General features: G+C 65.5%; 21 protein-coding genes. 16 read left to right on the top strand and 5 right to left on the bottom strand.

All coding sequences use genetic code 11. The features are described from left to right. The first annotated feature begins 4 nt into the window (after window positions 1-4). The 8 genes from AC3A6I_RS09390 (at window position 5) to AC3A6I_RS09355 (ending at window position 5,949) form a co-directional block, all read left to right on the top strand. Window positions 5-1,354, top strand: coding sequence for a pyruvate dehydrogenase complex dihydrolipoamide acetyltransferase (locus AC3A6I_RS09390; protein WP_487543422.1), 1,350 nt, complete (start codon window positions 5-7; stop codon window positions 1,352-1,354). A gap of 17 nt (window positions 1,355-1,371) precedes the next feature. Next, complete coding sequence (locus tag AC3A6I_RS09385; protein ID WP_487543421.1) at window positions 1,372-2,010, top strand: SGNH/GDSL hydrolase family protein; 639 nt, start codon at window positions 1,372-1,374, stop codon at window positions 2,008-2,010. A 35-nt stretch (window positions 2,011-2,045) separates the two neighbouring features. After that, a complete protein-coding gene (gene lpdA, locus AC3A6I_RS09380; protein ID WP_487543420.1) occupies window positions 2,046-3,488 on the top strand; it encodes a dihydrolipoyl dehydrogenase in 1,443 nt (480 codons plus the stop codon). Between the two features lie 11 nt (window positions 3,489-3,499). Continuing rightward, window positions 3,500-3,784 carry a GlsB/YeaQ/YmgE family stress response membrane protein gene (locus AC3A6I_RS09375; protein WP_487543419.1) on the top strand — a complete coding sequence of 95 codons (285 nt, stop codon included), beginning with the start codon at window positions 3,500-3,502 and terminating at the stop codon, window positions 3,782-3,784. A 2-nt stretch (window positions 3,785-3,786) separates the two neighbouring features. Beyond that, window positions 3,787-4,185 (top strand): hypothetical protein, encoded by a 399-nt coding sequence (locus AC3A6I_RS09370; RefSeq protein ID WP_487543418.1) that lies wholly within the window; start codon window positions 3,787-3,789, stop codon window positions 4,183-4,185. Window positions 4,186-4,307: 122 nt separating this feature from the next. Further along, on the top strand, window positions 4,308-4,559 hold the full coding sequence (locus AC3A6I_RS09365) for a GlsB/YeaQ/YmgE family stress response membrane protein (RefSeq protein WP_487545008.1): 252 nt from the start codon (window positions 4,308-4,310) through the stop codon (window positions 4,557-4,559). 9 nt (window positions 4,560-4,568) lie between these two features. Beyond that, window positions 4,569-5,525, top strand: coding sequence for a lipoyl synthase (gene lipA, locus AC3A6I_RS09360; RefSeq protein WP_487543417.1), 957 nt, complete (start codon window positions 4,569-4,571; stop codon window positions 5,523-5,525). Further along, complete coding sequence (locus AC3A6I_RS09355) at window positions 5,518-5,949, top strand: type II toxin-antitoxin system RatA family toxin (RefSeq protein WP_487543416.1); 432 nt, start codon at window positions 5,518-5,520, stop codon at window positions 5,947-5,949. Before lipA ends, AC3A6I_RS09355 begins: the two co-directional genes overlap by 8 nt. Here AC3A6I_RS09355 and AC3A6I_RS09350 read toward each other — a convergent pair. After that, the gene (locus AC3A6I_RS09350; protein ID WP_487543415.1) at window positions 5,946-6,635 is read right to left on the bottom strand and encodes a glycosyltransferase family 29 protein; all 690 of its coding nucleotides are present in this window, start codon (window positions 6,633-6,635) and stop codon (window positions 5,946-5,948) included. The genes AC3A6I_RS09355 and AC3A6I_RS09350 overlap by 4 nt on opposite strands. A gap of 18 nt (window positions 6,636-6,653) precedes the next feature. Here AC3A6I_RS09350 and AC3A6I_RS09345 point away from each other — a divergent pair, with 18 nt between their 5' ends. Next, a complete protein-coding gene (locus AC3A6I_RS09345; protein WP_487543414.1) occupies window positions 6,654-7,877 on the top strand; it encodes a glycosyltransferase in 1,224 nt (407 codons plus the stop codon). On the opposite strand, the gene AC3A6I_RS09340 is transcribed toward AC3A6I_RS09345, so the two are convergent. After that, window positions 7,874-8,362 carry a CinA family protein gene (locus tag AC3A6I_RS09340; RefSeq protein ID WP_487543413.1) on the bottom strand — a complete coding sequence of 163 codons (489 nt, stop codon included), beginning with the start codon at window positions 8,360-8,362 and terminating at the stop codon, window positions 7,874-7,876. The two genes, AC3A6I_RS09345 and AC3A6I_RS09340, sit on opposite strands and share 4 nt — an antisense overlap. Before the next feature lies 1 nt (window position 8,363). Beyond that, window positions 8,364-9,557 carry a bifunctional 2-C-methyl-D-erythritol 4-phosphate cytidylyltransferase/2-C-methyl-D-erythritol 2,4-cyclodiphosphate synthase gene (locus AC3A6I_RS09335; protein WP_487543412.1) on the bottom strand — a complete coding sequence of 398 codons (1,194 nt, stop codon included), beginning with the start codon at window positions 9,555-9,557 and terminating at the stop codon, window positions 8,364-8,366. Between the two features lie 190 nt (window positions 9,558-9,747). Between AC3A6I_RS09335 and dusB the strand changes: the two genes are divergently transcribed. From dusB to hflX, 7 genes are all read left to right on the top strand, one after another. After that, window positions 9,748-10,728, top strand: a complete 981-nt coding sequence (dusB, locus tag AC3A6I_RS09330) for a tRNA dihydrouridine synthase DusB (RefSeq protein ID WP_487543411.1) — start codon at window positions 9,748-9,750, stop codon at window positions 10,726-10,728. Next, complete coding sequence (locus tag AC3A6I_RS09325) at window positions 10,725-11,861, top strand: two-component system sensor histidine kinase NtrB (protein WP_487543410.1); 1,137 nt, start codon at window positions 10,725-10,727, stop codon at window positions 11,859-11,861. The genes dusB and AC3A6I_RS09325 overlap by 4 nt, the downstream gene beginning before the upstream one ends. Further along, entirely contained in the window at window positions 11,858-13,306 is a 1,449-nt protein-coding gene (gene ntrC / locus AC3A6I_RS09320; RefSeq protein WP_487543409.1) for a nitrogen regulation protein NR(I), read from the top strand. Before AC3A6I_RS09325 ends, ntrC begins: the two co-directional genes overlap by 4 nt. A 173-nt stretch (window positions 13,307-13,479) precedes the next feature. Next, on the top strand, window positions 13,480-15,879 hold the full coding sequence (locus tag AC3A6I_RS09315; protein ID WP_487543408.1) for a sensor histidine kinase NtrY-like: 2,400 nt from the start codon (window positions 13,480-13,482) through the stop codon (window positions 15,877-15,879). After that, the gene (gene ntrX / locus AC3A6I_RS09310; protein WP_487543407.1) at window positions 15,879-17,258 is read left to right on the top strand and encodes a nitrogen assimilation response regulator NtrX; all 1,380 of its coding nucleotides are present in this window, start codon (window positions 15,879-15,881) and stop codon (window positions 17,256-17,258) included. Before AC3A6I_RS09315 ends, ntrX begins: the two co-directional genes overlap by 1 nt. 159 nt (window positions 17,259-17,417) lie before the next feature. Continuing rightward, on the top strand, window positions 17,418-17,666 hold the full coding sequence (gene hfq / locus AC3A6I_RS09305) for an RNA chaperone Hfq (protein WP_487543406.1): 249 nt from the start codon (window positions 17,418-17,420) through the stop codon (window positions 17,664-17,666). Window positions 17,667-17,676: 10 nt separating this feature from the next. Then, on the top strand, window positions 17,677-19,059 hold the full coding sequence (gene hflX / locus AC3A6I_RS09300) for a GTPase HflX (protein WP_487543405.1): 1,383 nt from the start codon (window positions 17,677-17,679) through the stop codon (window positions 19,057-19,059). On the opposite strand, the gene mazG is transcribed toward hflX, so the two are convergent. Together mazG and AC3A6I_RS09290 are read right to left on the bottom strand one after the other, a co-directional pair. Then, window positions 19,045-19,860, bottom strand: coding sequence for a nucleoside triphosphate pyrophosphohydrolase (gene mazG, locus AC3A6I_RS09295; protein WP_487543404.1), 816 nt, complete (start codon window positions 19,858-19,860; stop codon window positions 19,045-19,047). The genes hflX and mazG overlap by 15 nt on opposite strands. A gap of 15 nt (window positions 19,861-19,875) precedes the next feature. Further along, window positions 19,876-20,616, bottom strand: coding sequence for a hypothetical protein (locus AC3A6I_RS09290; protein WP_487543403.1), 741 nt, complete (start codon window positions 20,614-20,616; stop codon window positions 19,876-19,878). Window positions 20,617-20,626 lie beyond the last annotated feature (10 nt).

Genomic DNA, 20,626 nt, shown 5'->3' with positions numbered 1-20,626 from the left:
GGTCATGAGCATCAACATCACCATGCCCGCACTCTCCCCCACCATGGAGGAGGGCAAGCTCGCCAAGTGGCACGTCAAGGAAGGCGACAAGGTCTCCTCCGGCGACGTGATCGCCGAGATCGAGACCGACAAGGCGACGATGGAAGTCGAGTCGATCGACGAAGGAACGGTCGGCAAGATCGTCGTGCCCGAGGGCACGGAAGGCGTGAAGGTCAACGCCGTCATCGCCGTGATCCTCCAGGAAGGGGAGAGCGCCGCCGACGTGAAGGAGCCGGCTCCGGCCGCCGCTCCAGCTCCCGTCGCCAAGGCTCCCGAGCCCGCCAAGGCCGAAGCTGTTCCGGCCCCCGCGCCGGCAGCACCCGCCGCCGCTCCCGTTCCGGCTGCGCCCAAGGCCGCTCCAGCCCCCGCCGCCAACGGTGCCCGCGTCTTCGCCTCCCCATTGGCCAAGCGCCTCGCCAAGGAAGCAGGGATCGAGCTCAGCGCCGTCTCGGGCACCGGCCCGCATGGCCGCGTCGTCAAATCCGACGTCGAAGCCGCCAAGTCCGGCAAGACCCCGCTCAAGGCCGCTCCGGCACCTGCCGCCGCTAGCGGCGGCGCCGCACTCGCTGGCGGCATGACCAAGGCTCAGGTGCTCGCCCTCTATCCGGAAGGCAGCTACGAGCTCGTGCCCAACGACGGCATGCGCAAGGTCGTCGCGGCCCGCCTCACCGAGTCGAAGCAAACCGTCCCGCACTTCTACCTGTCGCTCGACTGCAAGATCGACGCGCTGCTAGAGGCACGCGAGCAGATCAACGCCGCGTCGCCCAAATCGAAGGACGGCAAGCCCGAGTACCGCCTCTCGGTCAACGACTTCGTCATGAAGGCCTGGGCCGCGGCGCTGATGAAGGTGCCGGCCGCCAACGCCACCTGGGCCGGTGACTCGATCCTCTACCACAAGCACGCCGATGTCGCCGTCGCCGTGGCAGTGCCCGGTGGTCTCTTCACCCCGGTGGTGAAGGCCTGCGATACCAAGTCGCTGCGCCAGATCTCCGAGGAAGTGAAGGACCTCGCCACTCGCGCCCGCGGCAAGAAGCTCGCCCCGCACGAGTACCAGGGCGGCACCTCGTCGGTCAGTAACCTGGGCATGTACGGCATCAAGAACTTCCAGGCCGTCATCAACCCGCCGCACGGCACTATCCTTGCGGTCGGTGCCGGCGAAGAGCGGGTCTATGTCGAGAAGGGCCAGATCAAGACGGCCAACTTCATGACCGTGACCCTGAGCTGCGACCACCGCGCCGTCGACGGCGCGCTCGGCGCCGAGCTGCTGGCCGCCTTCAAGGGCTTGATCGAAACCCCGGTGATGATGCTCGCCTAAAGGGCAGGGATTTGATGATGAAGACCATCCTCGCCTTCGGCGATAGCCTCACTTTCGGCGCGGACGCGGCATCGCAGGGCCGGCACGCCTTCGAAGATCGGTGGCCGAGCGTGCTCGAAAAAGGGCTCGGTGGCACCGCTCGCGTCATCCCCGAGGGTCTGGGCGGGCGCACCACGGCGTTCGACGATTTCTCGTCGGCCGCCGACCGAAACGGCGCACGCATCCTGCCCACACTGCTCGATACCCACAAACCACTGGACCTGGTGATCATCTTCCTGGGCACCAACGACCTGAAGATCTACCTCAACGGCACTGCCTTCGGTGCCGCCATGGGCGTCAAACGGCTGGTCGAGATCGTGCGCACGCACCCCTATGGCAAGCATGGCGGCGTGCCCGAAGTGCTGATCGTCGCCCCGCCGCTGACCGTTGCGACCGAGCATGTCGACCTGCACCCGATGTTCGCGCCTCGCGCCGATGAGGCCAAGCTCTTCGATCACTATTACAGCCGCGTCGCCAAGGAAGTTGGCGCTGCGTATTTCAACGCGGCAAGCGTGGCCGTGGCGACCCCGATCGACGGCGTCCACCTCGATGCCGCCAATACCCGCAAGATCGGCGAAGGCCTCGTGCCGCTGGTCAAATCCGCCCTCGGTCTCTGAACCGCTGGCCGGCAACACGACGAAAGGCAGTCCAGATGGCTGACCAATACGACCTCATCGTCATCGGCGCCGGACCCGGCGGCTATATCGCGGCCATCCGCGCCGCGCAGCTCGGCATGAAGGCCGCGATCGTCGAGCGCGAGCACATGGCCGGCATCTGCTCCAACTGGGGCTGCATTCCCACCAAGGCCCTGCTGCGCACGGCCGAAGTCTACGGCCACATGGCTCACGCCAAGGACTACGGCCTCACCGCCACGGAGTTCGGCTTCGACCTCGAAGCCATCGTCAAACGCTCGCGTGGCATCGCGGCGCAGATGAACAATGGCGTCCAGTTCCTCATGAAGAAGAACAAGGTCGACATCATCTGGGGCGAGGCCGTGCTGACCTCGCCGACCGAGATCAAGGTGGCGCCGACCAAAAAGCAGATCGTCCAGCCCCAGGGCCCGATCCCTAAGAATGCGCTGGGCGAAGGCACCTACAAGGCCAGGAACATCATCATCGCCACCGGGGCCCGGCCGCGCGTGTTGCCCGGCATCGAGCCCGATGGCGACAAAATCTGGACCTATTTCGAGGCGATGAAGCCGGCGAAGTTCCCCAAGAGCCTCGTGATCATGGGCTCAGGCGCCATCGGCATGGAGTTCGCGAGCTTCTACCGCTCGCTGGGCGCCGAAGTGACCGTCGTCGAGCTGCTGCCGACCATCCTGCCGGTCGAGGATGCCGAGATCGCCGCCCATGTGAAGAAGCGCTTCGAGAAGCGCGGCATCAAGATCATCACCGACGCCAAGGTGGCCAAGGTCGAAAAGACCAAGGACGGCATCGTCGCCCATGTCGAACCCAAGACCGGTGAGAAGTCGCAGATTGCTGCCGATGCGCTGATCTCGGCGGTCGGCGTGCAGTGCAACAGCGAAAACCTCGGGCTTGAGGCGCTGGGGGTGAAGATCGACCGCGGCGCCATCGTCATCGATCACTACGGCCGCACCAACGTGCCGAGTATCTGGGCCATCGGCGACGTCGCCGGCCCGCCGATGCTGGCCCATAAGGCCGAGCATGAGGCCGTCATCACGGTTGAAACCATTGCCGGCCTCAAGGGCGTGCACGGCCTCGACAAGTTGAAAGTGCCGGGCTGCACCTATTGCGAGCCACAGGTCGCGAGCGTCGGCCTTACCGAGGCCAAGGCCAAGGAGCAGGGCAGGGACATCAAGGTCGGCCGCTTCCCCTTCGTCGGCAACGGCAAGGCCATTGCGCTCGGCGAGCCCGAGGGCCTCGTCAAGACCATCTTCGATGCCAAGACCGGCGAGCTGCTCGGTGCCCACATGGTTGGCGCCGAAGTCACCGAGCTGATCCAGGGCTTCGTCGTCGCCATGGGCCTCGAGACCACCGAGGAAGAGTTGATGCACACCATCTTCCCGCATCCGACTCTCAGTGAGACGATGAAGGAATCGGTGCTCGACGCCTACGGTCGCGCCCTGAACATCTGAGGAGCCCGCTAATGGTGCCGCCCGCCGACATTCCCGGCCTGCCCAACGACATCACGCCGCTGATCGTCTTCCTCGCCATCGGTTTGCTCGCCGGCTGGCTGGCGAGCCTCGTGCTTGGCGGCGGCGGGCTGCTGCGCAACCTGATCGTCGGCGTCATCGGTTCGTTCGTCGGCGGCTACGTGCTGAACCTCGCGGGCATCCGCCTGCCCATCGACAATGTCTGGGTCTCCAGCATCGTCACCGCCACGCTCGGCGCGCTGCTGGTTATCCTCGTTGCCCGGGTGGTGGCCAAATAGCCATGCGTCGCGCCATCGCTTCAGCCCTGGTCCTCGCCGCGCTGTCCGCGCCCGCCCTGGCGGTCGACAGCTCGGCGACCAGCGTGACCTGCGCCGGCGCGGTGACGACCCAGCTCGGGACCCAGCCCGCGGTGCGCGACCTCGAGCCCTCGACGCTCCCGGTGCTCGCCTACAAGGCCGAGCCTAAGGAGCGTGAGTACAAGCGCCTCGCCAAATTCGGCGACGTGCCTGTCGACGTCCTCGTCTACCGCGTCAACGCGCGGACCCTGCGCCTGCAGATCTTCGAGGATGGCCCGAACGGCCCGCAGGTGCTGGCCGACGCACCGCTCGGCGCCGACCTGTCCGATCTGACCTACCGGCCGCTTGGCGCCGACCAGCTGGTCACGATCTACTGTTACTGAGCCCGCCCGTCGCCGGGGTTGAACCGGCTATGCCCGAACGCGATATCGATACGGGGCAAATGAGGGTAAGAACGATGGGACTGCCGGAAAAGCAAATTGGGGGAGAACTACAAATGGGTCGCATGGATACCCGCGCACTGGTGATCTTTCTCGTGATCGGCGTCGTGGCTGGCTTCCTCGCCAGCCTGATCGTCGGTGGCGGTGGGCTGATCACCTACCTCGTGAGCGGCGTCATTGGGTCGTTCGTGGGCGGCTACCTGTTCGCTGCCCTCAATATCAACCTCGGCATCAAGAGCCCCATCGTCACGCAGATCATCACCTCGACGGTGGGCGCCATCATTGTTGTCATCATTGCCCGGCTCATTGCCGGCTAGGATATCTCCTTGGTCACCCTGATCGACAGAACCGACTCCCGTCCGCGCCATCCCGAGAAGGCCAACCGGCCCGAAAACGAGATGCTACGCAAACCGGACTGGATCCGCGTCAAGGCGCCGGGCTCTCCCATCTACAAGGAGACCCAGCAGATCGTGCGCGAGAACAACCTCGTCACCGTGTGCGAGGAAGCGGGCTGTCCCAATATCGGCGAGTGCTGGTCCAAGAAGCATGCGACCATGATGATCATGGGCGAGATCTGCACCCGCGCCTGCGCTTTCTGCAACGTGCGCACCGGCCTGCCGACCGCGCTCGATCCGATGGAACCCGAGAACGTCGCCAACGCTGTCGAAAAGCTCGGCCTCGCGCATGTCGTCATCACCTCGGTCGACCGTGACGACCTGCCCGATGGCGGCGCCGAGCACTTCGCTCAGGTGATCCGCGCCATCCGCGCCCGCACTCCGAAGACCACGATCGAGATCCTGACGCCCGACTTCCTCCGCAAGGAAGGGGCGCTCGAGATCGTGGTCGCGGCCAAGCCCGACGTGTTCAACCACAATCTCGAGACGGTCCCCTCGAAGTACCTGAAGGTCCGCCCGGGCGCCCGCTACTTCCACTCCATCCGCCTGCTGCAGCGCGTGAAGGAACTCGATCCCACCATGTTCACCAAGTCCGGCATCATGGTCGGCCTCGGCGAGGAGCGGAACGAGGTCCTGCAGTTGATGGATGACCTGCGCTCGGCTGACGTCGATTTCCTGACCATCGGTCAGTACCTGGCGCCGACCAAGAAGCACTACCCGGTCAACCGCTTCGTCACCCCCGAGGAGTTCAAGTCTTACGCCACCGTGGCCGAGACCAAGGGCTTCCTGCTCGTCTCATCGAGCCCGCTCACCCGCTCTTCGCACCACGCCGGCGAGGATTTCGAAAAGCTCCGCGCTGCAAGGATGGCCAAGCTCGCCCATGCCTGACCTGTTCATCGAGCGTCACTCCGAACACCTGCCGCAACGCATGTTCGATCTGGTCTCGGACCTCGAGTCCTACCCGCGGTTCATTCCCAACTGTAAGGCCATGGAGGTGCGCGACGACGCAGCCGGAGGCCTGCTGGCGCGGATGACCATCACCTTCGGCCCGATCACGCAGGCCTATACCAGCCGCGTGGTCGCCGATCCGGAGACGATGACCATTACCGCCAAGGCGACCGACGGGCCGTTCGCCTATCTGGACAGCAAGTGGACCTTCACGCCGGAAGGCGAGGGCACCCGCATCCGCTTCGACATCGATTTCAAGATCTCCAATCCGCTGGTCGCTGCGGTGGCCGAGCCGGCATTCGTCGCCAAGCAGGACGAAATCATCGATGCCTTCGAAGACGAAGCCGACCGCCGCTTCGGCTAGTCCGCAACCGGATGCCGGACGACACCGCCATCGCTGATCATGCGATCGACGATGGCGCGCTCGATCTGCCAGGCATGCACGTCGATGCCAGCGTGACCGAAGCCGAACAGATGGAGCCGGGCCGCTGGATAGTGCTGCCGCAGGTAGCTCACAACGATCAGCCCGCTGCTCGGCACACCGCCATCGTGGCCGACCTCGCGCGCCAGCTCCCGGTAGGTCTGCGCCGGAACCGTGCGCACCGGCTTGAACCGGCCGTGCCGCTCGAGAATGCTGTGGCTGTAGTTCCGGATATTCGGGCCCCTCCCGGGCGCTACTCCGTCGAGTTCGTCCACCAGTTGCGGCTCGATCGGCAGCCAGACCTCCCTGGCTGCCAGCACCACCGGCAGGTTGATCTGCCAGGAATGCCGGGCCATCCGCCGCCAGTCGTGGTTGATGAGCACCAGCGCGTCCGTCCGGTACCCACCGCTTGCAGCGCCGGCGTTGGGCGCCATGTTGAAGCGGACAACCGTATCGCAGGCCCTGATTCCGGCCGCTTGACCGGCGCACAGCCGTCCATTGCCGACCACCGCCACGGTGCCAGCTGTGCGGAACAGCGGCGAGAGGCCACTCTGCAGCGAGAATCGAGACGACTGCAGCGGGATGTGCTTCCAACCCGCCACAAACTTCAAATAGTTGAGCACAACCAATGACTAGCGACGGACGGCATGCCTGACAACGATCAAAGTCCCCGCATTTTCGTGGACGCCGGATTCCTGATCGCGCGCCGGCACCTGCCGCCTTCCGGCGTTACTCGCGTCAACGAGGAGTTGCTGCGGCACTTCGAGGCCAGGCCGCACGGCGTCGGCGTGTACCATGACCGACGGAGCGATGCATATCGCGCGGTCTCCACCAGGGCACTGACCGCCATGCGCGCTCTGCCGCATCTGGGCAAGCGATCGGAGACCGCCTCGCCGATGGCACGGCTGCTCCGCCCGCTGCAGCGGCTGAAGGTTGCTCTGGCCTTCCGCCGCCTGCTCGGCGAGCAGCTGACGCCGCAGGCCGGCGACCTCTACCTCTCCGTCGGGATGAAGACCTGGTCGCCCGCCGAGCGTGTCCACCTGCATGAGTTGGCGCAGCGCGGCGTGCGGGTCGTCACCATGGTGCACGACATCATCCCGCTGCGCCGGCCCGACATCACGGTCGAATTTCTCCACGAACTGTTCGAGCCGTGGCTGCGGGACACGCTGTCGTTCAGTTCCAGCTTGCTTACACCGTCCCGCTGGGTCGCGCAGGACATCGAACGCTATCTCGCCGAACACGGGCTGCCGGCTCCGACGATCCATCCCGTTGCATTGCCGCCCGGCCTCGATCCGGCAACACCGCCGGCCGAGACCCCGCGGCTCACCCAACTGGCTGCGCGCCCGTTCGTGCTCATGACCTCGAGCTTCGCGCTGCGCAAGAACCAGCGCTTCGCCGTCCGGCTCTGGCAGCGCCTCCACAGCGAATTCGGGACCCGCACCCCAGCCCTGGTGCTCTGCGGCACGCTGAACGATCCGAGCCTCCTCCACGAGCTGGAGGCGCAAGACGGCTGGAACGAGTTTGCCACCGTCATCACCGATGCCAGCGACGGCGAGTTGGCCTGGCTCTACGCCAATGCCCGCTGCACGCTGTTCCCGTCGATGGCTGAGGGCTGGGGCCTCCCCATCACCGAGGCGCTCGCCTTCGGCCGCTATTGCCTGGCCGCCGACAATACCTCGCTGCCGGAAGCAGGGCAGGGGCTCTCATTCCACGCTGCGCTCGACGATCCGGACAGCTGGCTGGCCGAACTGCGCCGCGTCGTCACCGATCCGGACTACCTCACGGCCCGCACGGCCCATGTAGCAGCCAGTTACAGGCCGCGCAGCTGGGCCGACTACGCCCGGGACGTCGAAACCGTACTGATACGCTAGCGCGCCGCCTCGAACAGCATGTTCAGCGCCGTCACCACGGTAGCGTGCCGCACTTCATCCCGGTTGCCCGGGAACACATGCTGGACATGCTGCGTGCCGTCGATGGTCGCGAGCCCGAAATGCACCAGCCCGACCGGCTTTTCCGCCGTGCCGCCATCTGGCCCGGCAATCCCGGTCACCGCGATCGCCATATGCGTGCCGGCCGTCCCCAGCGCACCCTCGGCCATCGCTTCGGCCACATGCCGCGATACCGCGCCATACTGCTTGAGCATGGCGTAGGGCACGCCGATCATGCCGATCTTGGCCTCGTTGGCATAGGTGACGAAGCCACCATAGACTACCTCGGACGAACCCGGCACCGCCGTCAGCGCCCCCGCGATGAGCCCACCGGTGCAGCTCTCCGCCGTCACCACGGTTATCCCCTTGGCCCGCAGCGCTGCTATGGTCTCGGCGGCAAGGGAGGCAATGTCGTCGGGCAGTTTCATCTCAATCCTCGCGCGGCAGTTCGATGCTGGCGGTGGCCATCGCGACAATACCCTCGCGCCGTCCGACAAAACCCAGCTCTTCACTGGTCGTTGCCTTGACCGCTATGCGGCGGGGGCCGATGCCCGTGACCTTGCCGATAGCCGCCTTCATCGCCTCAACATGGGGGTTCACCCGCGGCGCCTCACACACGATCGTGACGTCGAGGTTGACGATCCGTCCGCCGCGCTCGGTCACCAACCCTGCTGCATGGCCGAGAAAGATCGAGGACGCCGCCCCTTTCCACTGCGGATCGGAGGGCGGGAAATGCTTGCCGATATCGCCTTCGCCGAGCGCGCCATAGATGGCGTCGGTCAGGGCATGCAGCGCCACATCGGCGTCCGAGTGTCCCTTGAGCTTATGCGTGTGTGGGATCTCGACGCCCCCCAGCCACACGGCATTACCCTCGTCGAACGGATGGACATCGAAGCCCGTGCCGACGCGCGTTTCCATGGTCCTGCCTCCGTGCAGCAGGCGCTCGGCCCGCGCGAAATCCTCGGGATGGGTGATCTTGATGTTGGTCGTGCTCCCCGGCGTCAGCGCCACGGTAAGCCCGGCCCATTCGGCAATCGCCGCGTCGTCGGTAAACTCGTGCGGCATCTGGCCGGCCCGCAGGTGCGCGGAAAGAATTTGCGGGAACCGGAACCCCTGCGGCGTCTGCGCCGCAAACAGCGTCCGCCGATCCTCGGTCGCCGTCACCGTCCGTCCATCGAGCGAGCGCTTGATCGTATCGGTCACCGGCACCACGGGCAGGGCCGCATCGCTCCCGGCCAACGCTCCGATCACTCCGGCAATGACGGCGTCGTCGACCAATGGACGGGCTGCGTCCTGGATCAGCACCAGGTCGGGGCGCTTCGGCGCCAGTGCCTGCAGCCCGGCAAGCACCGAGGCCTGCCGCTGCGCACCTCCCGTCACCGGTGGCAGCAGTCGGTCATCCGTGAGCCCGAGCGCCGCATACATCTCCGCATGGCCGGCGTGGATCACGGGGACTACGAAGCCGATATCGGGCCGAGCGAGGAAAGCCATGATGGTGCGCGCCAGCACAGGCCTGCCCCCCAGCCGACGATATTGCTTCGGGCTGGCGTCTCCGCTAGCAGTGGCGCGCTCGCCGCGCCCGGCGGCCACCACGATGACGGCGATTGACGGCGAACGTGTCATTGTCGTTTCAAGCAAGCCCGTTAGTGCGGGCAAGCTCTATCGGCGGCGTTGCACCGGGGCAAGAGCCGCGCCCGGCGCAGGCCAAGTCCGCGCGATACGTGGTTGCACACGATGGATTTTTGACTATTCTGCGGGCATTTCCTGGAAATGAGCAAATCTGGGGCAGCGGTTGTCTGAGTTTGCCTGCACGTTGAGCATTGCTGATCACGCCTTGCGCAATCGCGCCTTTTTGGCGCCGATGGCCGGAATCACCGACGCGCCGATGCGCCGCCTCGCGGAGCGTTTCGGCGCCGGCCTTGTCGTGTCCGAAATGATCGCCAGCAACGCCCTCGCCACCGGGCAGGACGAGATGGTGCGCAAGCTCGGCAAGTCCGGCGCGCTGCCGCATGTCGTCCAGCTCGCCGGCTGCGAGGCCGAGTGGATGAAGCGCGGCGCCGAGATTGCCTACGCCGCCGGCGCCGACATCATCGACATCAACATGGGCTGCCCGGCCAAGCGCGTCACCAACGGCTATGCCGGCTCGGCCCTGATGCGCGTGCCTGACGAGGCGCTGAAGCTGATCGACGCCACAGTCGCTGCGACTCCGCTGCCCGTGACCGTGAAGATGCGCCTCGGCTGGGACGACGACTCGCTGAACGCGCCCGATCTCGCCCGCCGCGCCGTCGATGCGGGCGCCAGGATGATCACCGTCCACGGCCGCACCCGCCAGCAGTTCTACAAGGGCACCGCCCGCTGGAACCTCGTCCGCGCCGTGGTCGAGGCCGTCCATGTTCCGGTCGTCGTCAATGGCGACATCGTCAGCACCGAGGCCGCTGAGGAGGCTCTTCGCCAGTCCGGCGCCGCCGCCGTGATGATCGGTCGCGGCGCGCAAGGCCGTCCCTGGGCCGTCGGCCAGATCGGCGCCGCGCTTGAGGGCAGGGTAGTCGCACCGGCGCCTGTGGGCACAGAACTCGCCGCGCTCGTCCGCGAGCACTACGAGGACATCCTCTCCGAATACGGCACCCATATCGGCGTGCGCGTCGCCAGAAAGCATCTCGACTGGTATCTCGAGGCCGCAGGCATCGTGCTCGATAAACCCGAGCGGAACCGGCTGCTCAATGCCGAGAATCCAGCCGATGTCGGTTCCATGATCGACACGATCTACGCTGCCGACTGGAGGCTCGCCGCATGAGCAAGGCGCCTGTCCCGGCCCTCAGCACGGCGGTGCTGCAGGCTCTGCCGCAACCGATCATCGTATGCGGCGAGGATCGCAGCATCGTCTTCGTCAACTACGCTGCCGAGGCCTTCTTCGGCGCTTCGATGAGCGTACTGTCGCGCCAGCGCCTCGACGACCTCATCGCCTTCGGCTCGCCGATCATCGGCCTTATGCAGGCCGTCGCCGATCGCCGCGGCCCGATGACCGAGTATCGCGTTCGCGTCGGTTCCTCGCGCTTCACCGAGCAGCAGGACGACCGCATCGTCGATGTCTTCGCCTCACCGCTGTCCGACTCGGACGGCCGCATCGCGCTGCTGTTCCAGGAGCGCACGATGGCCGACAAGATCGACCGCCAGCTGGTCAGCCGCGGCGCTGCCCGTTCGGTCACCGGCCTCGCCTCCATGCTCGCCCACGAAATCAAGAACCCGCTCTCGGGCATCCGTGGCGCGGCTCAACTGCTTGAGCAGTCCGTCACAGCGGAGGAATTGCCGCTCGCCCGCCTGGTGCGCGACGAAGTCGACCGCATCGTCGATCTCATGGATCGCGTCGAGGTGTTCGGCGACGACCGCCCGCTCGAGCGTGAGCCGATCAACATCCATGTCGTCCTCGACCGCGTAAAACTGCTGGCCAGGAACGGCGTCGCCAGGGGCATCAGCCTCTACGAGGAATATGATCCGTCGCTGCCACCCGTCGCCGGCAATCGCGATCAGCTGATTCAGGTCTTCCTCAATCTGGTGAAGAACGCTGCAGAAGCCCTTGAGCGCACACCGAAACCGGAGATTCGTTTTTCGACGGCGTTCCGGCCTGGCATTCGTATCTCGGTGCAGGGTGTGTCCGAGCGCATCTCGTTGCCCATCGAGATCATCATCGAGGATAACGGCCCCGGCGTTCCCGCCGACATGGTGCCGATCCTGTTCGACCCGTTTGTCACCACCAAGTCGAACGGCTCGGGCCTCGGCCTCGCGCTTGTCGCCAAGATCATCGGCGACCATGGCGGCGTCGTGGACATGGACAGTCGTCCCGGCCGCACCCGCTTTCGCATCCTTCTTCCCGTCGCGACCAAGGCCGCGATGCTTGAAACCGACGACAACGAGGTTCTGGCCAAATGAGCCACACTGTGCTGCTCGCCGATGATGATGCCGCGATCCGCATGGTGCTGAACCAGGCGCTGACTCGCGCGGGCTACGAGGTTCGCCCCACCGGCAACATGTCGACCATGTGGAACTGGGTGAGCCGCGGGGAAGGGGACCTGCTGATCACCGACGTCTCGATGCCGGATGGCAATGCCTTCGACATCATGCCCAAGATCAAGAAGCTGCGCCCGGACCTGCCCATGGTGGTGATGAGCGCGCAGAACACCTTCATGACGGCGATCCGCGCCAACGAAGTGGGCGCCTACGAGTATCTGCCAAAGCCCTTCGACATCGCCGAGGTGCTGTCGGTCGTCGCGCGCGCCCTCGCCGACTCCAAGAAGGCGACGAACGCCGAGAAGAAAGCCGATGATCCCGGCGAGACCATGCCGCTGGTCGGCCGCTCCCCGGCCATGCAGGACATCTACCGGGCGCTGGCGCGCCTGATGCAGACCGACCTCACGGTGATGATCACCGGCGAGAGCGGCACCGGCAAGGAACTGGTGGCCCGCGCCCTCCACAATTTCGGCAAGCGCCGCAACGGCCCCTTCGTTGCCATCAACATGGCAGCCATCCCGCGCGACCTGATCGAGGCCGAATTGTTCGGTCACGAGAAGGGCGCCTTCACCGGCGCCACCGCGCGCTCGTCCGGCCGCTTCGAGCAGGCCGAGGGCGGCACTCTGTTCCTCGACGAGATCGGCGACATGCCGATGGACGCGCAGACCCGCTTGCTGCGTGTGCTGCAGGAAGGCGAGTACACGATGGTCGGCGGCCGCACGCCGATCAAGTCGAACGTCCGCATTGTCGCCGCGACGCACCGCGATCTGGGCCAGATGATCCGGCAGGGCCTGTTCCGCGAGGACCTCTACTATCGGCTCAACGTCGTGCCGATCCGCCTGCCGCCGCTGCGCGAGCGCATCGACGACATCAACGATCTCGTGCAGCACTTCCTGCGCGCCGCCCAGCGCGAGGGCGAGCCGCTCAAGACCATCTCGCCCGACGCCATCCGGCTGATGCAGAACTATTCGTGGCCGGGCAACATCCGCGAGCTCGAGAACCTCGTCCGCCGCCTCGCCGCGCTTTATGCCGATGAGAATATCTCGGTCGAGATCGTCCAGTCTGAGCTCAACCTCGCGGACCGCCAGCCGGTCGCTACCGCAACCGGGCCGGTCGATGTGTCCACGGCTGTCGAGACTCACGTCGCGCAGTTGTTGCGCGAATTCGAACCAAACCTGCCGCCCGCCGGTCTCTATCAGCGTGTCATCGACAAGGTAGAGGCGCCGCTCATCGCCATGGCGCTCAACGCGTGTGGGGGCAACCAGATCAGGGCGGCCGACCTGCTCGGGCTAAACCGGAATACGCTGCGCAAGAAGATCCGCGCCCACTCGATCGAGATCGTAAAGCAGTCCCGCCGGCAGGGCTGATCGTTCACGAATTGGGTTACGCTCAGACGTGTTGTTGCGAAAATGCATCAATGCGGGTAGGGAGGGAGTGTGGCACTCCTCCCACGGTGTCACATTTTTGCACCAATTGAGCTAGAGGGTCACGCTGCCGGGGAGAGAGCGCCGGCGACGAGTCTCCTGAACCCGAGTCCGGATTGCACGACGCCACGCTGACCAGCGAAGCACTGTCCGAACCGTCCGTGTCGACGGTGGCAGCAGCGCGCACGCGGCCCGTCATGTTCGGTGATACCGGCCGCAAGGTGATCCGCACCATCGGCCTCATCGTCGTGCTGCTCTCGGTTTTCGTATCGTCCGGCTCGTTCCTGATCATGACCGGCGCCAGCGACATCGAGCCTACGCCCGAGGTCTGGACCATCATCTGGATCGTCAACGGCCTGCTCGTGCTGTCGGTGGTTGCCCTGGTGCTCACCGAGGCGACGCTGCTGGCCCAATCGCGACTGCAGGGCCAGCCCGGCGCGGCGCTGCAGGTGCGCATGGTCGCCATGTTCGCCTCCATTGCGGCCGTCCCGGCGCTGCTGGTCGCCGTCGTCGCCATGATCTCGCTGAACCAGGGGCTCGACCAGTGGTTCTCCGAGCGCACGCGGACCATGGTCGAAAGCTCGCGCCTCGTGGCACGTTCCTACCTGCTCGAGCACTCGCAGGTGCTGCGCGACGACATCATCTGGGTCGCCAACGAGTTGGAGCAGGCGCGCGGCACCTTCGAGACCGACCGCGAGCGCTTCCAGCGCATCCTGACGGCGCTGGCCGTCACCCGTTCGCTGCCGTTCACCTCGCTGATCTCGGCCGATGGCGACACGCTCATGCGCGCCCAGATCAACGCTCCCGGCACCGCCCCGCGCGTGCCACCCGGCCTCACCGAAGGCGTGGTCGAAGGCCGGCCCACCGAGATCGCTCCTGGCCGTACCAACCTCGTCGGTTCGGTCGTGAAGCTGCGTGGCTATGAAGATACCTATCTGTTCGTGGCGCGCCCGGTGGATCCCGAGGTGCTGGAGTTTACCCGCCTCACCGACCAGAACATCACCGAGTATCGCAATTACGAGAGCAATCGGCTGGTCTTCCAGATCACCTTCACGCTCATGTATGTCGGTCTCGCCCTGGTGCTGCTGCTCGCCGCGGTGTGGATTGGCATCGCCCTTGCCAACCGCTTTGTCGACCCGATCCGAAACCTCATGATCGCCTCGAGCCGCGTGTCCGATGGCGACCTCGACGTGCACGTGCCGGTGCTGCCGGGCAAGGGCGATTTGCGCGACCTGTCCAACCGCTTCAACACCATGACGCAGCAGCTCAGGTCGCAGCGCGTCGCCCTCGTCGAAGCCAACGAGACCAACGAGAAGCGCCGCCAGTTCACCGAGGCCGTGGTGGAGGGCGTTTCGGCCGGCATCGTCGGGCTCGATCCGTTCGGCGGCATCACGCTGGTCAATCTGCGCGCTGCCGAGATGTTCGGCACCGACGAAATCTCTCTGGTCGGCAAGCGCATCGACGACGTCATACCGGCGCTCGCGCCGATCTTCGAGCGGGCAAAATCCAACCGCCGCGGTACCATCCGCGACCAGATCGAAATCGGCTCCGGCCCGGACTACCGCACCTACCAGGTCCAGCTGACCCGCGAAGGCACGATGACCGAGTCCAAAGGCTTCGTCGTGACCCTCGACGACATCACCGATCTCCTGTCCGCCCAGCGCACCGGCGCCTGGGCCGATGTCGCCCGCCGCATCGCGCACGAGATCAAGAACCCGCTGACCCCGATCCAGCTCAGCGCCGAGCGCCTGCGTCGGCGCTATGCATCCAAGCTCGCCGACGATTTCGACATCTTCGACAAATGCATCAACACCATCGTGCGCCAGGTCGGCGATATCGGCCGCATGGTCGACGAGTTCTCCTCCTTCGCCCGCATGCCGGAAGCCAAGCTCGAGAAGGGCAATCTCACCGATGCGGTGCGGCAGGCCGTGTTCCTCGAAAGCGTGCGTTTGCCGGAAGTTGCGATCAACATGGAGCTTCCTGAGGCGCCGATCGTTGCTTGGTTCGACAACCGGCTGATCAGCCAGGTTCTCACCAACCTGATCAAGAACGCGGTGGAAGCGATCGAAGGCGCCGGACTCGAAGGGATCAAGAACCCGGTCATCACCGTCGCCGCGGCGGAAGAGGGCGACATGGTGCGCCTCTCGATCTCCGATAACGGCAAGGGCTGGCCTAAGGAAAACCGGCAGCGCCTGCTCGAGCCTTACGTGACGACGCGCGAGAAAGGCACCGGCCTCGGTCTTGCTATCGTCGCAAAGATCATTGAACAGCACGGCGGCAGAGTCGACCTCGTCGACGCCGAGCCTGACGAGAGTGGGCGCGTCGGCGCCTGTTTCACCTTCACGCTGCCGCGCAAGCGGCCCGGCGAAGACGACGCGGAGCCCGAGGCTCCCGAGACCACGGAAGCGGAGCAGCAGGCCGCGACCGCAACAGCGACTGACGATACGGCGGGTGGGGCAAAACCTGACGGCGGACAGCAAGAGGAGCCGCAATTGCAAGCGGTCGATAACACCTGATGGCCCTCGATATCCTGATCATCGACGACGAGGACGATATCCGCGACCTGATCGCGGGCATTCTGGAAGACGAGGGGTACCAGGCCCGCCAGGCCCACGACGCGGACTCGGCGCTCAACGAGATCGCGAAGCGCCGGCCAAGCCTGGTATTTCTCGATATCTGGATGCAGGGCAGCCGCCTCGACGGCCTGCAGCTGCTCGACGAGTTCCAGAGCCAGCACCCGGACATGCCGGTGGTGATGATCTCGGGTCACGGCAATGTCGAAACCGCGGTCAGCGCCATCCGCCGCGGCGCCTATGACTATATCGAGAAGCCGTTCAAGGTAGACCGGCTGCTGCTGATCACTCAGCGCGCCATGGAATCGGCTCGCCTGAAGAACGAGGTGGCCGATCTGCGCGAGCGTTCGAACAAGGCGGCTCAGATGGTCGGCAACTCGCCGGCAATCCAGGCCGTACGCTCGCTGATCGAGAAGTCGGCGCCCACCAACTCGCGCATCTTCATCTCGGGCTCCTCGGGCACCGGCAAGGGCCTCTCGGCCCGACTGATCCATGAAAAGAGCGCCCGGGCCCAGGCGCCGTTCGTCGAGATCAACTGCTCGCTCTACTCGCCTGACGAAGTCTCGGTCGTTCTGTTCGGCCGCGAGACGCGCGAAAAGACCGGAACGCTACGCACGGAAGTCGGTGCACTCGAGCGCGCTCATGGCGGCACGCTCTATCTCTCGGAGGTGGCGACGCTGCCGGCCCAAGCGCAGCAGGCGCTGTTGCGCACGCTGGTCGAGAGCAAGTTCAACCGCGTCGGCGGTACGGTCGCCGTGCCCATCGACGTCCGGATCATCTCGTCGAGCTCGCAGAATGTCGGCACGCTGATCGAGCAGGGCCAGTTCCGCTCCGATCTGTTCCACCGGCTCTCGATCGTGCCGCTCCAGCTCAGCTCGTTGAAGGAACGGCGCGAGGATATTCCCTCGCTGGTGGAAGTGTTCATCGAGCAGGTCTGCCGCCTCCACAACCTGCGCACCCTGACCATCGGTCCCGATGCCGTCGCGGTGCTGCAGGCGCAGGATTGGCCGGGCAACGCCCGCCAGCTGCGCAACTCGATCGAGCGGCTGCTGATCCTCATCAAGGACCAGGCGCCGGCCGACGGCGTGGTCACTGCGGCTCTGCTGCCGCCCGATATCGGCGAGGTGCTGCCCACGGTGGGCGACAGCGACTCCTCGGCCCACCTGATGAGCCTGCCGCTGCGGGACGCCCGCGAGGTGTTCGAGCGGCAGTACCTGATGGCGCAGATCGAGCGTTTCGGCGGCAACATCTCCAAGACCGCCGAGTTTGTTGGCATGGAGCGTAGTGCACTGCATCGCAAGATCAAGTCGCTGGGGCTTTAGCCGGCCTTGTTCGGCCGGGTAGGCAACGCGATATTTTCTATGCCATAGTTGCTCCGCGATGGGAGCACGAAGGCGGATCGGGCAGGGCTACTAGGAGCTCTGGTCGATAACACGGGACGGGGCGTCAGGCTGCCGTTCGACACAGATAAGAGGCCAGGAATGCCCAGCGAAAAGACTCAGAACCTTCAGGATGCCTTCCTCAACCACGTTCGCAAGCAGAAGGTCCCGGTCACGATCTTCCTCGTGAACGGGGTGAAGCTGCAGGGGGTCATCACCTGGTTCGACAACTTCTGCCTGCTCTTGCGGCGGGACGCACAATCGCAGCTGGTCTACAAGCATGCGATCTCGACCATCATGCCCGGTGCGCCGATCCAGCTCTTCGATCCCGAGCATACCGACCAAGCTTGATAGCGCCTGAATGACAGACGATTTCGACGACGAGGCCGCCCACAAGGGCGGCCCGAAGGCATTCATAGATCAGCGTACCGCGCCCACCCGCGTCGGGCTCGTCGTACCCGACGTGCGCGGTCGTGCCACTGGCCATTCGATCGAGGCCCGGCAGGCCGAGTTCGAGGGCCTTGCGGCGGCCATCCGGGTCGAGATCGTGTTCTCCGAGATCGCCAAGGTGCGTGAGATCAAGCCGGCGACCTTCGTGGGCGGCGGCCATGTCGCCGAGTTCGCCCGCCGGGTGAAGGAGGACGAGGTCGAACTGCTGCTCGTCGATGCGGCGCTGCACCCGATCCAGCAGCGCAACCTCGAGAAGGAAACCGGCGCGAAGGTGCTCGACCGCACCGGCCTGATCCTCGAGATTTTTGGTGAACGCGCAGCGACCCGAGAAGGCGTGCTGCAGGTCGAACTGGCGCACCTGAACTACCAGAAGAGTCGGCTGGTCCGCAGCTGGACCCACCTCGAACGCCAGCGCGGCTCAGGCGGCTTCGGCTTCATGGGCGGCCCCGGCGAAACGCAGCTGGAAAGCGATCGCCGCCAGCTGCAGGACCGCATCAAGCTTCTTGAAGAACGCATTGATAAAGTTAAACAAACGCGCGGTCAGCAAAAGGGCCGTCGTGACGCCGTGCCGTTCCAGGTCGTGGCGCTCGTTGGCTACACCAACGCTGGAAAGTCGAGCCTGTTCAATGCCTTGACCGGGGCAGGGGTGTTCGCCAGGGATCTGCTGTTCGCGACCCTCGATACCACGGTGCGCAAGATCGAGCTGCCGCACGGCCGCGAGGTGATGCTGTCCGACACCGTCGGTTTCGTCTCCGATCTGCCGACCGACCTGATCGCCGCCTTCCGCGCCACGCTGGAAGAGGTGCTGGAAGCGCAGGTGATCCTGCATGTCCGCGACGTTGCCAATCCCGACCACGCCGCGCAGGCGGCCGACGTGCTCAAGGTACTGGAAGAGCTCGGTGTTTCGGCCGAGACGACGCCGATCATCGAGGTCTGGAACAAGATCGACCTGCTCGAGCAGGACGCCGACGGCACGCACCCCGCGCTGGCGACGATGAGCCCGCTGGGCAAAGTCGCGGCGACCGTGGCTGTGTCGGCCCAGACTGGTGAAGGGCTGCCGGCGCTGCTCGAAACCATCGAGCAGGTGCTGGGCGGGCAGGGGCGGACCTACAAGGTGCAGGTGCCGCACTCGGCCGGCGCCGATATCGCCTGGCTCTACGGCCATGCCGAGATCCTGGGGAAGGCCGAGCCCGACGATGACGGGCAGGTTTACGAGGTGCGGGTCGATCCGCGCTATACTAGTAGCTTCGCGCAGCGCTTTGCCGGTCGCATCGACGGACTAGACGCCGCCTGAATTGTCCTTGGCCCGGATCTCGTTCCAGTAGCCGTCGAGCCTGTCGAGCCCGGCCTCAGCCAGCGCAACACCGTCTTCCTTGGCGCGGGCCTCGACATAGCGGAAGCGCCGATCGAACTTGACGTTGGCGTCGCGCAAGGCGGACTCGCCCTCGACACCCAGCTTGCGGGCAAGGTTGGCGGCCGCGAACAGCAGGTCGCCCAGTTCTTCATGGATATCGGCCGCGTTGCCGGCTTCGGCGGCGGCCGCGACCTCGTCCAGTTCCTCGCGCACCTTGGCCAGCGTCTGGCGCCAGTCGGGCCAGTCGAACTGTACCGAGGCGGCGCGCTTGGAGAGCTTTTCGGCGCGGGCGAGGCCGGGCAGGGCGTGCGGCACGTCGTCGAGGATCGAGGCCTCGACCTGCTTCTTCTCGGCCTTCTTGGCGCGCTCGTCGGCCTTGACCTCATCCCACTTGGCCTTGGCGCCGCCGGCGCTGCGCGCGGCTTCCTCGCCGAACACGTGCGGATGGCGCCGGATCAGCTTTTCGGTGATGGCGTAGACGACGTCTCCGAGGTCGAAAAGCCCTTGTTCCTGAGCCATTTGTGCGTGGTAGACGGGCTGGAGCAGGAGGTCGCCGAGTTCCTCGCGCAGGTCGGAATAATCCTTGCGCTCGATGGCGTCGGCGACTTCATAGGCCTCTTCGATCGTGTAGTGCCGGATCGTCTCGAAGGTCTGTTCGAGGTCCCAGGGGCAGCCGCCATCGGGGTTGCGCAAGGCCGCCATGATCTCGATCAGGCGGGAAATGTCGCGGGACGGCTGCATCTGGAATCCCTCGGGTCAGACGATGTCGAATTCGACGGTATGGTTGCCCAGCCGCCCGACGACATGACCGGTGCCGCTGACCGGCACGAGGCCGCAGAGCGAACCGGTGGTGATGATCGTACCAGCCTTCAAAGGACAGTGGGGCTGCTGGTTCTTGGCATAGGCGATGAACGATGCCTGAACGTTTCCAAACGAGTGCTTGGCTGGCGCCAAATGGATGCGCTGGCCGGCGAACTCGAGTTCGACGTCGAAATTGTGGATGTCGCCACCGAGATCGCGATGATCCGGATTCATGACGTAAGCCAGATGGGACATACCGTCCGAGAGACCGCCATTATAGCCGGCCGCGGCACGGTCGGTGAACCGCGTGCCACAGACCTCGATGCCGACGAAATAGTAGTCGATGGCTTCGATGATCTCGAGCTCATCGCGCTGCGCCGTGGCCTGGTCGAGGTCGCGGTCGAGCACCAGGCCGATCTCGAGCTCGAGTCCGATGACGTTGGCCTGCGGCAGCTTGAAGTCGCCCGACTGGCCGAAGTGCGACTTGTAGATCGGCGCGACGACGCCGAGCCCGTCGTCCGGAGCGACGCCGGTCTTGTAGAGGCCGGGCGTCTCGCCAAGGAGCGCCATCACGCGCCGCTGCACGTCAAAGACGGTGTCGCGGTCGATCGTGGAATAGGGCGTCGGATCGACGTCGTGGCGGCCGGCCTTGTGAGCGTCGGTAAGACGCTGGGCGAGGTCCTCGGTCGTGGTCATCAGGATGCTT

The sequence above is a fragment of the Devosia sp. Soil_C_22 genome, assembly GCF_057657195.1.
This window is presented reverse-complemented; position numbering and strand designations above follow the sequence as displayed.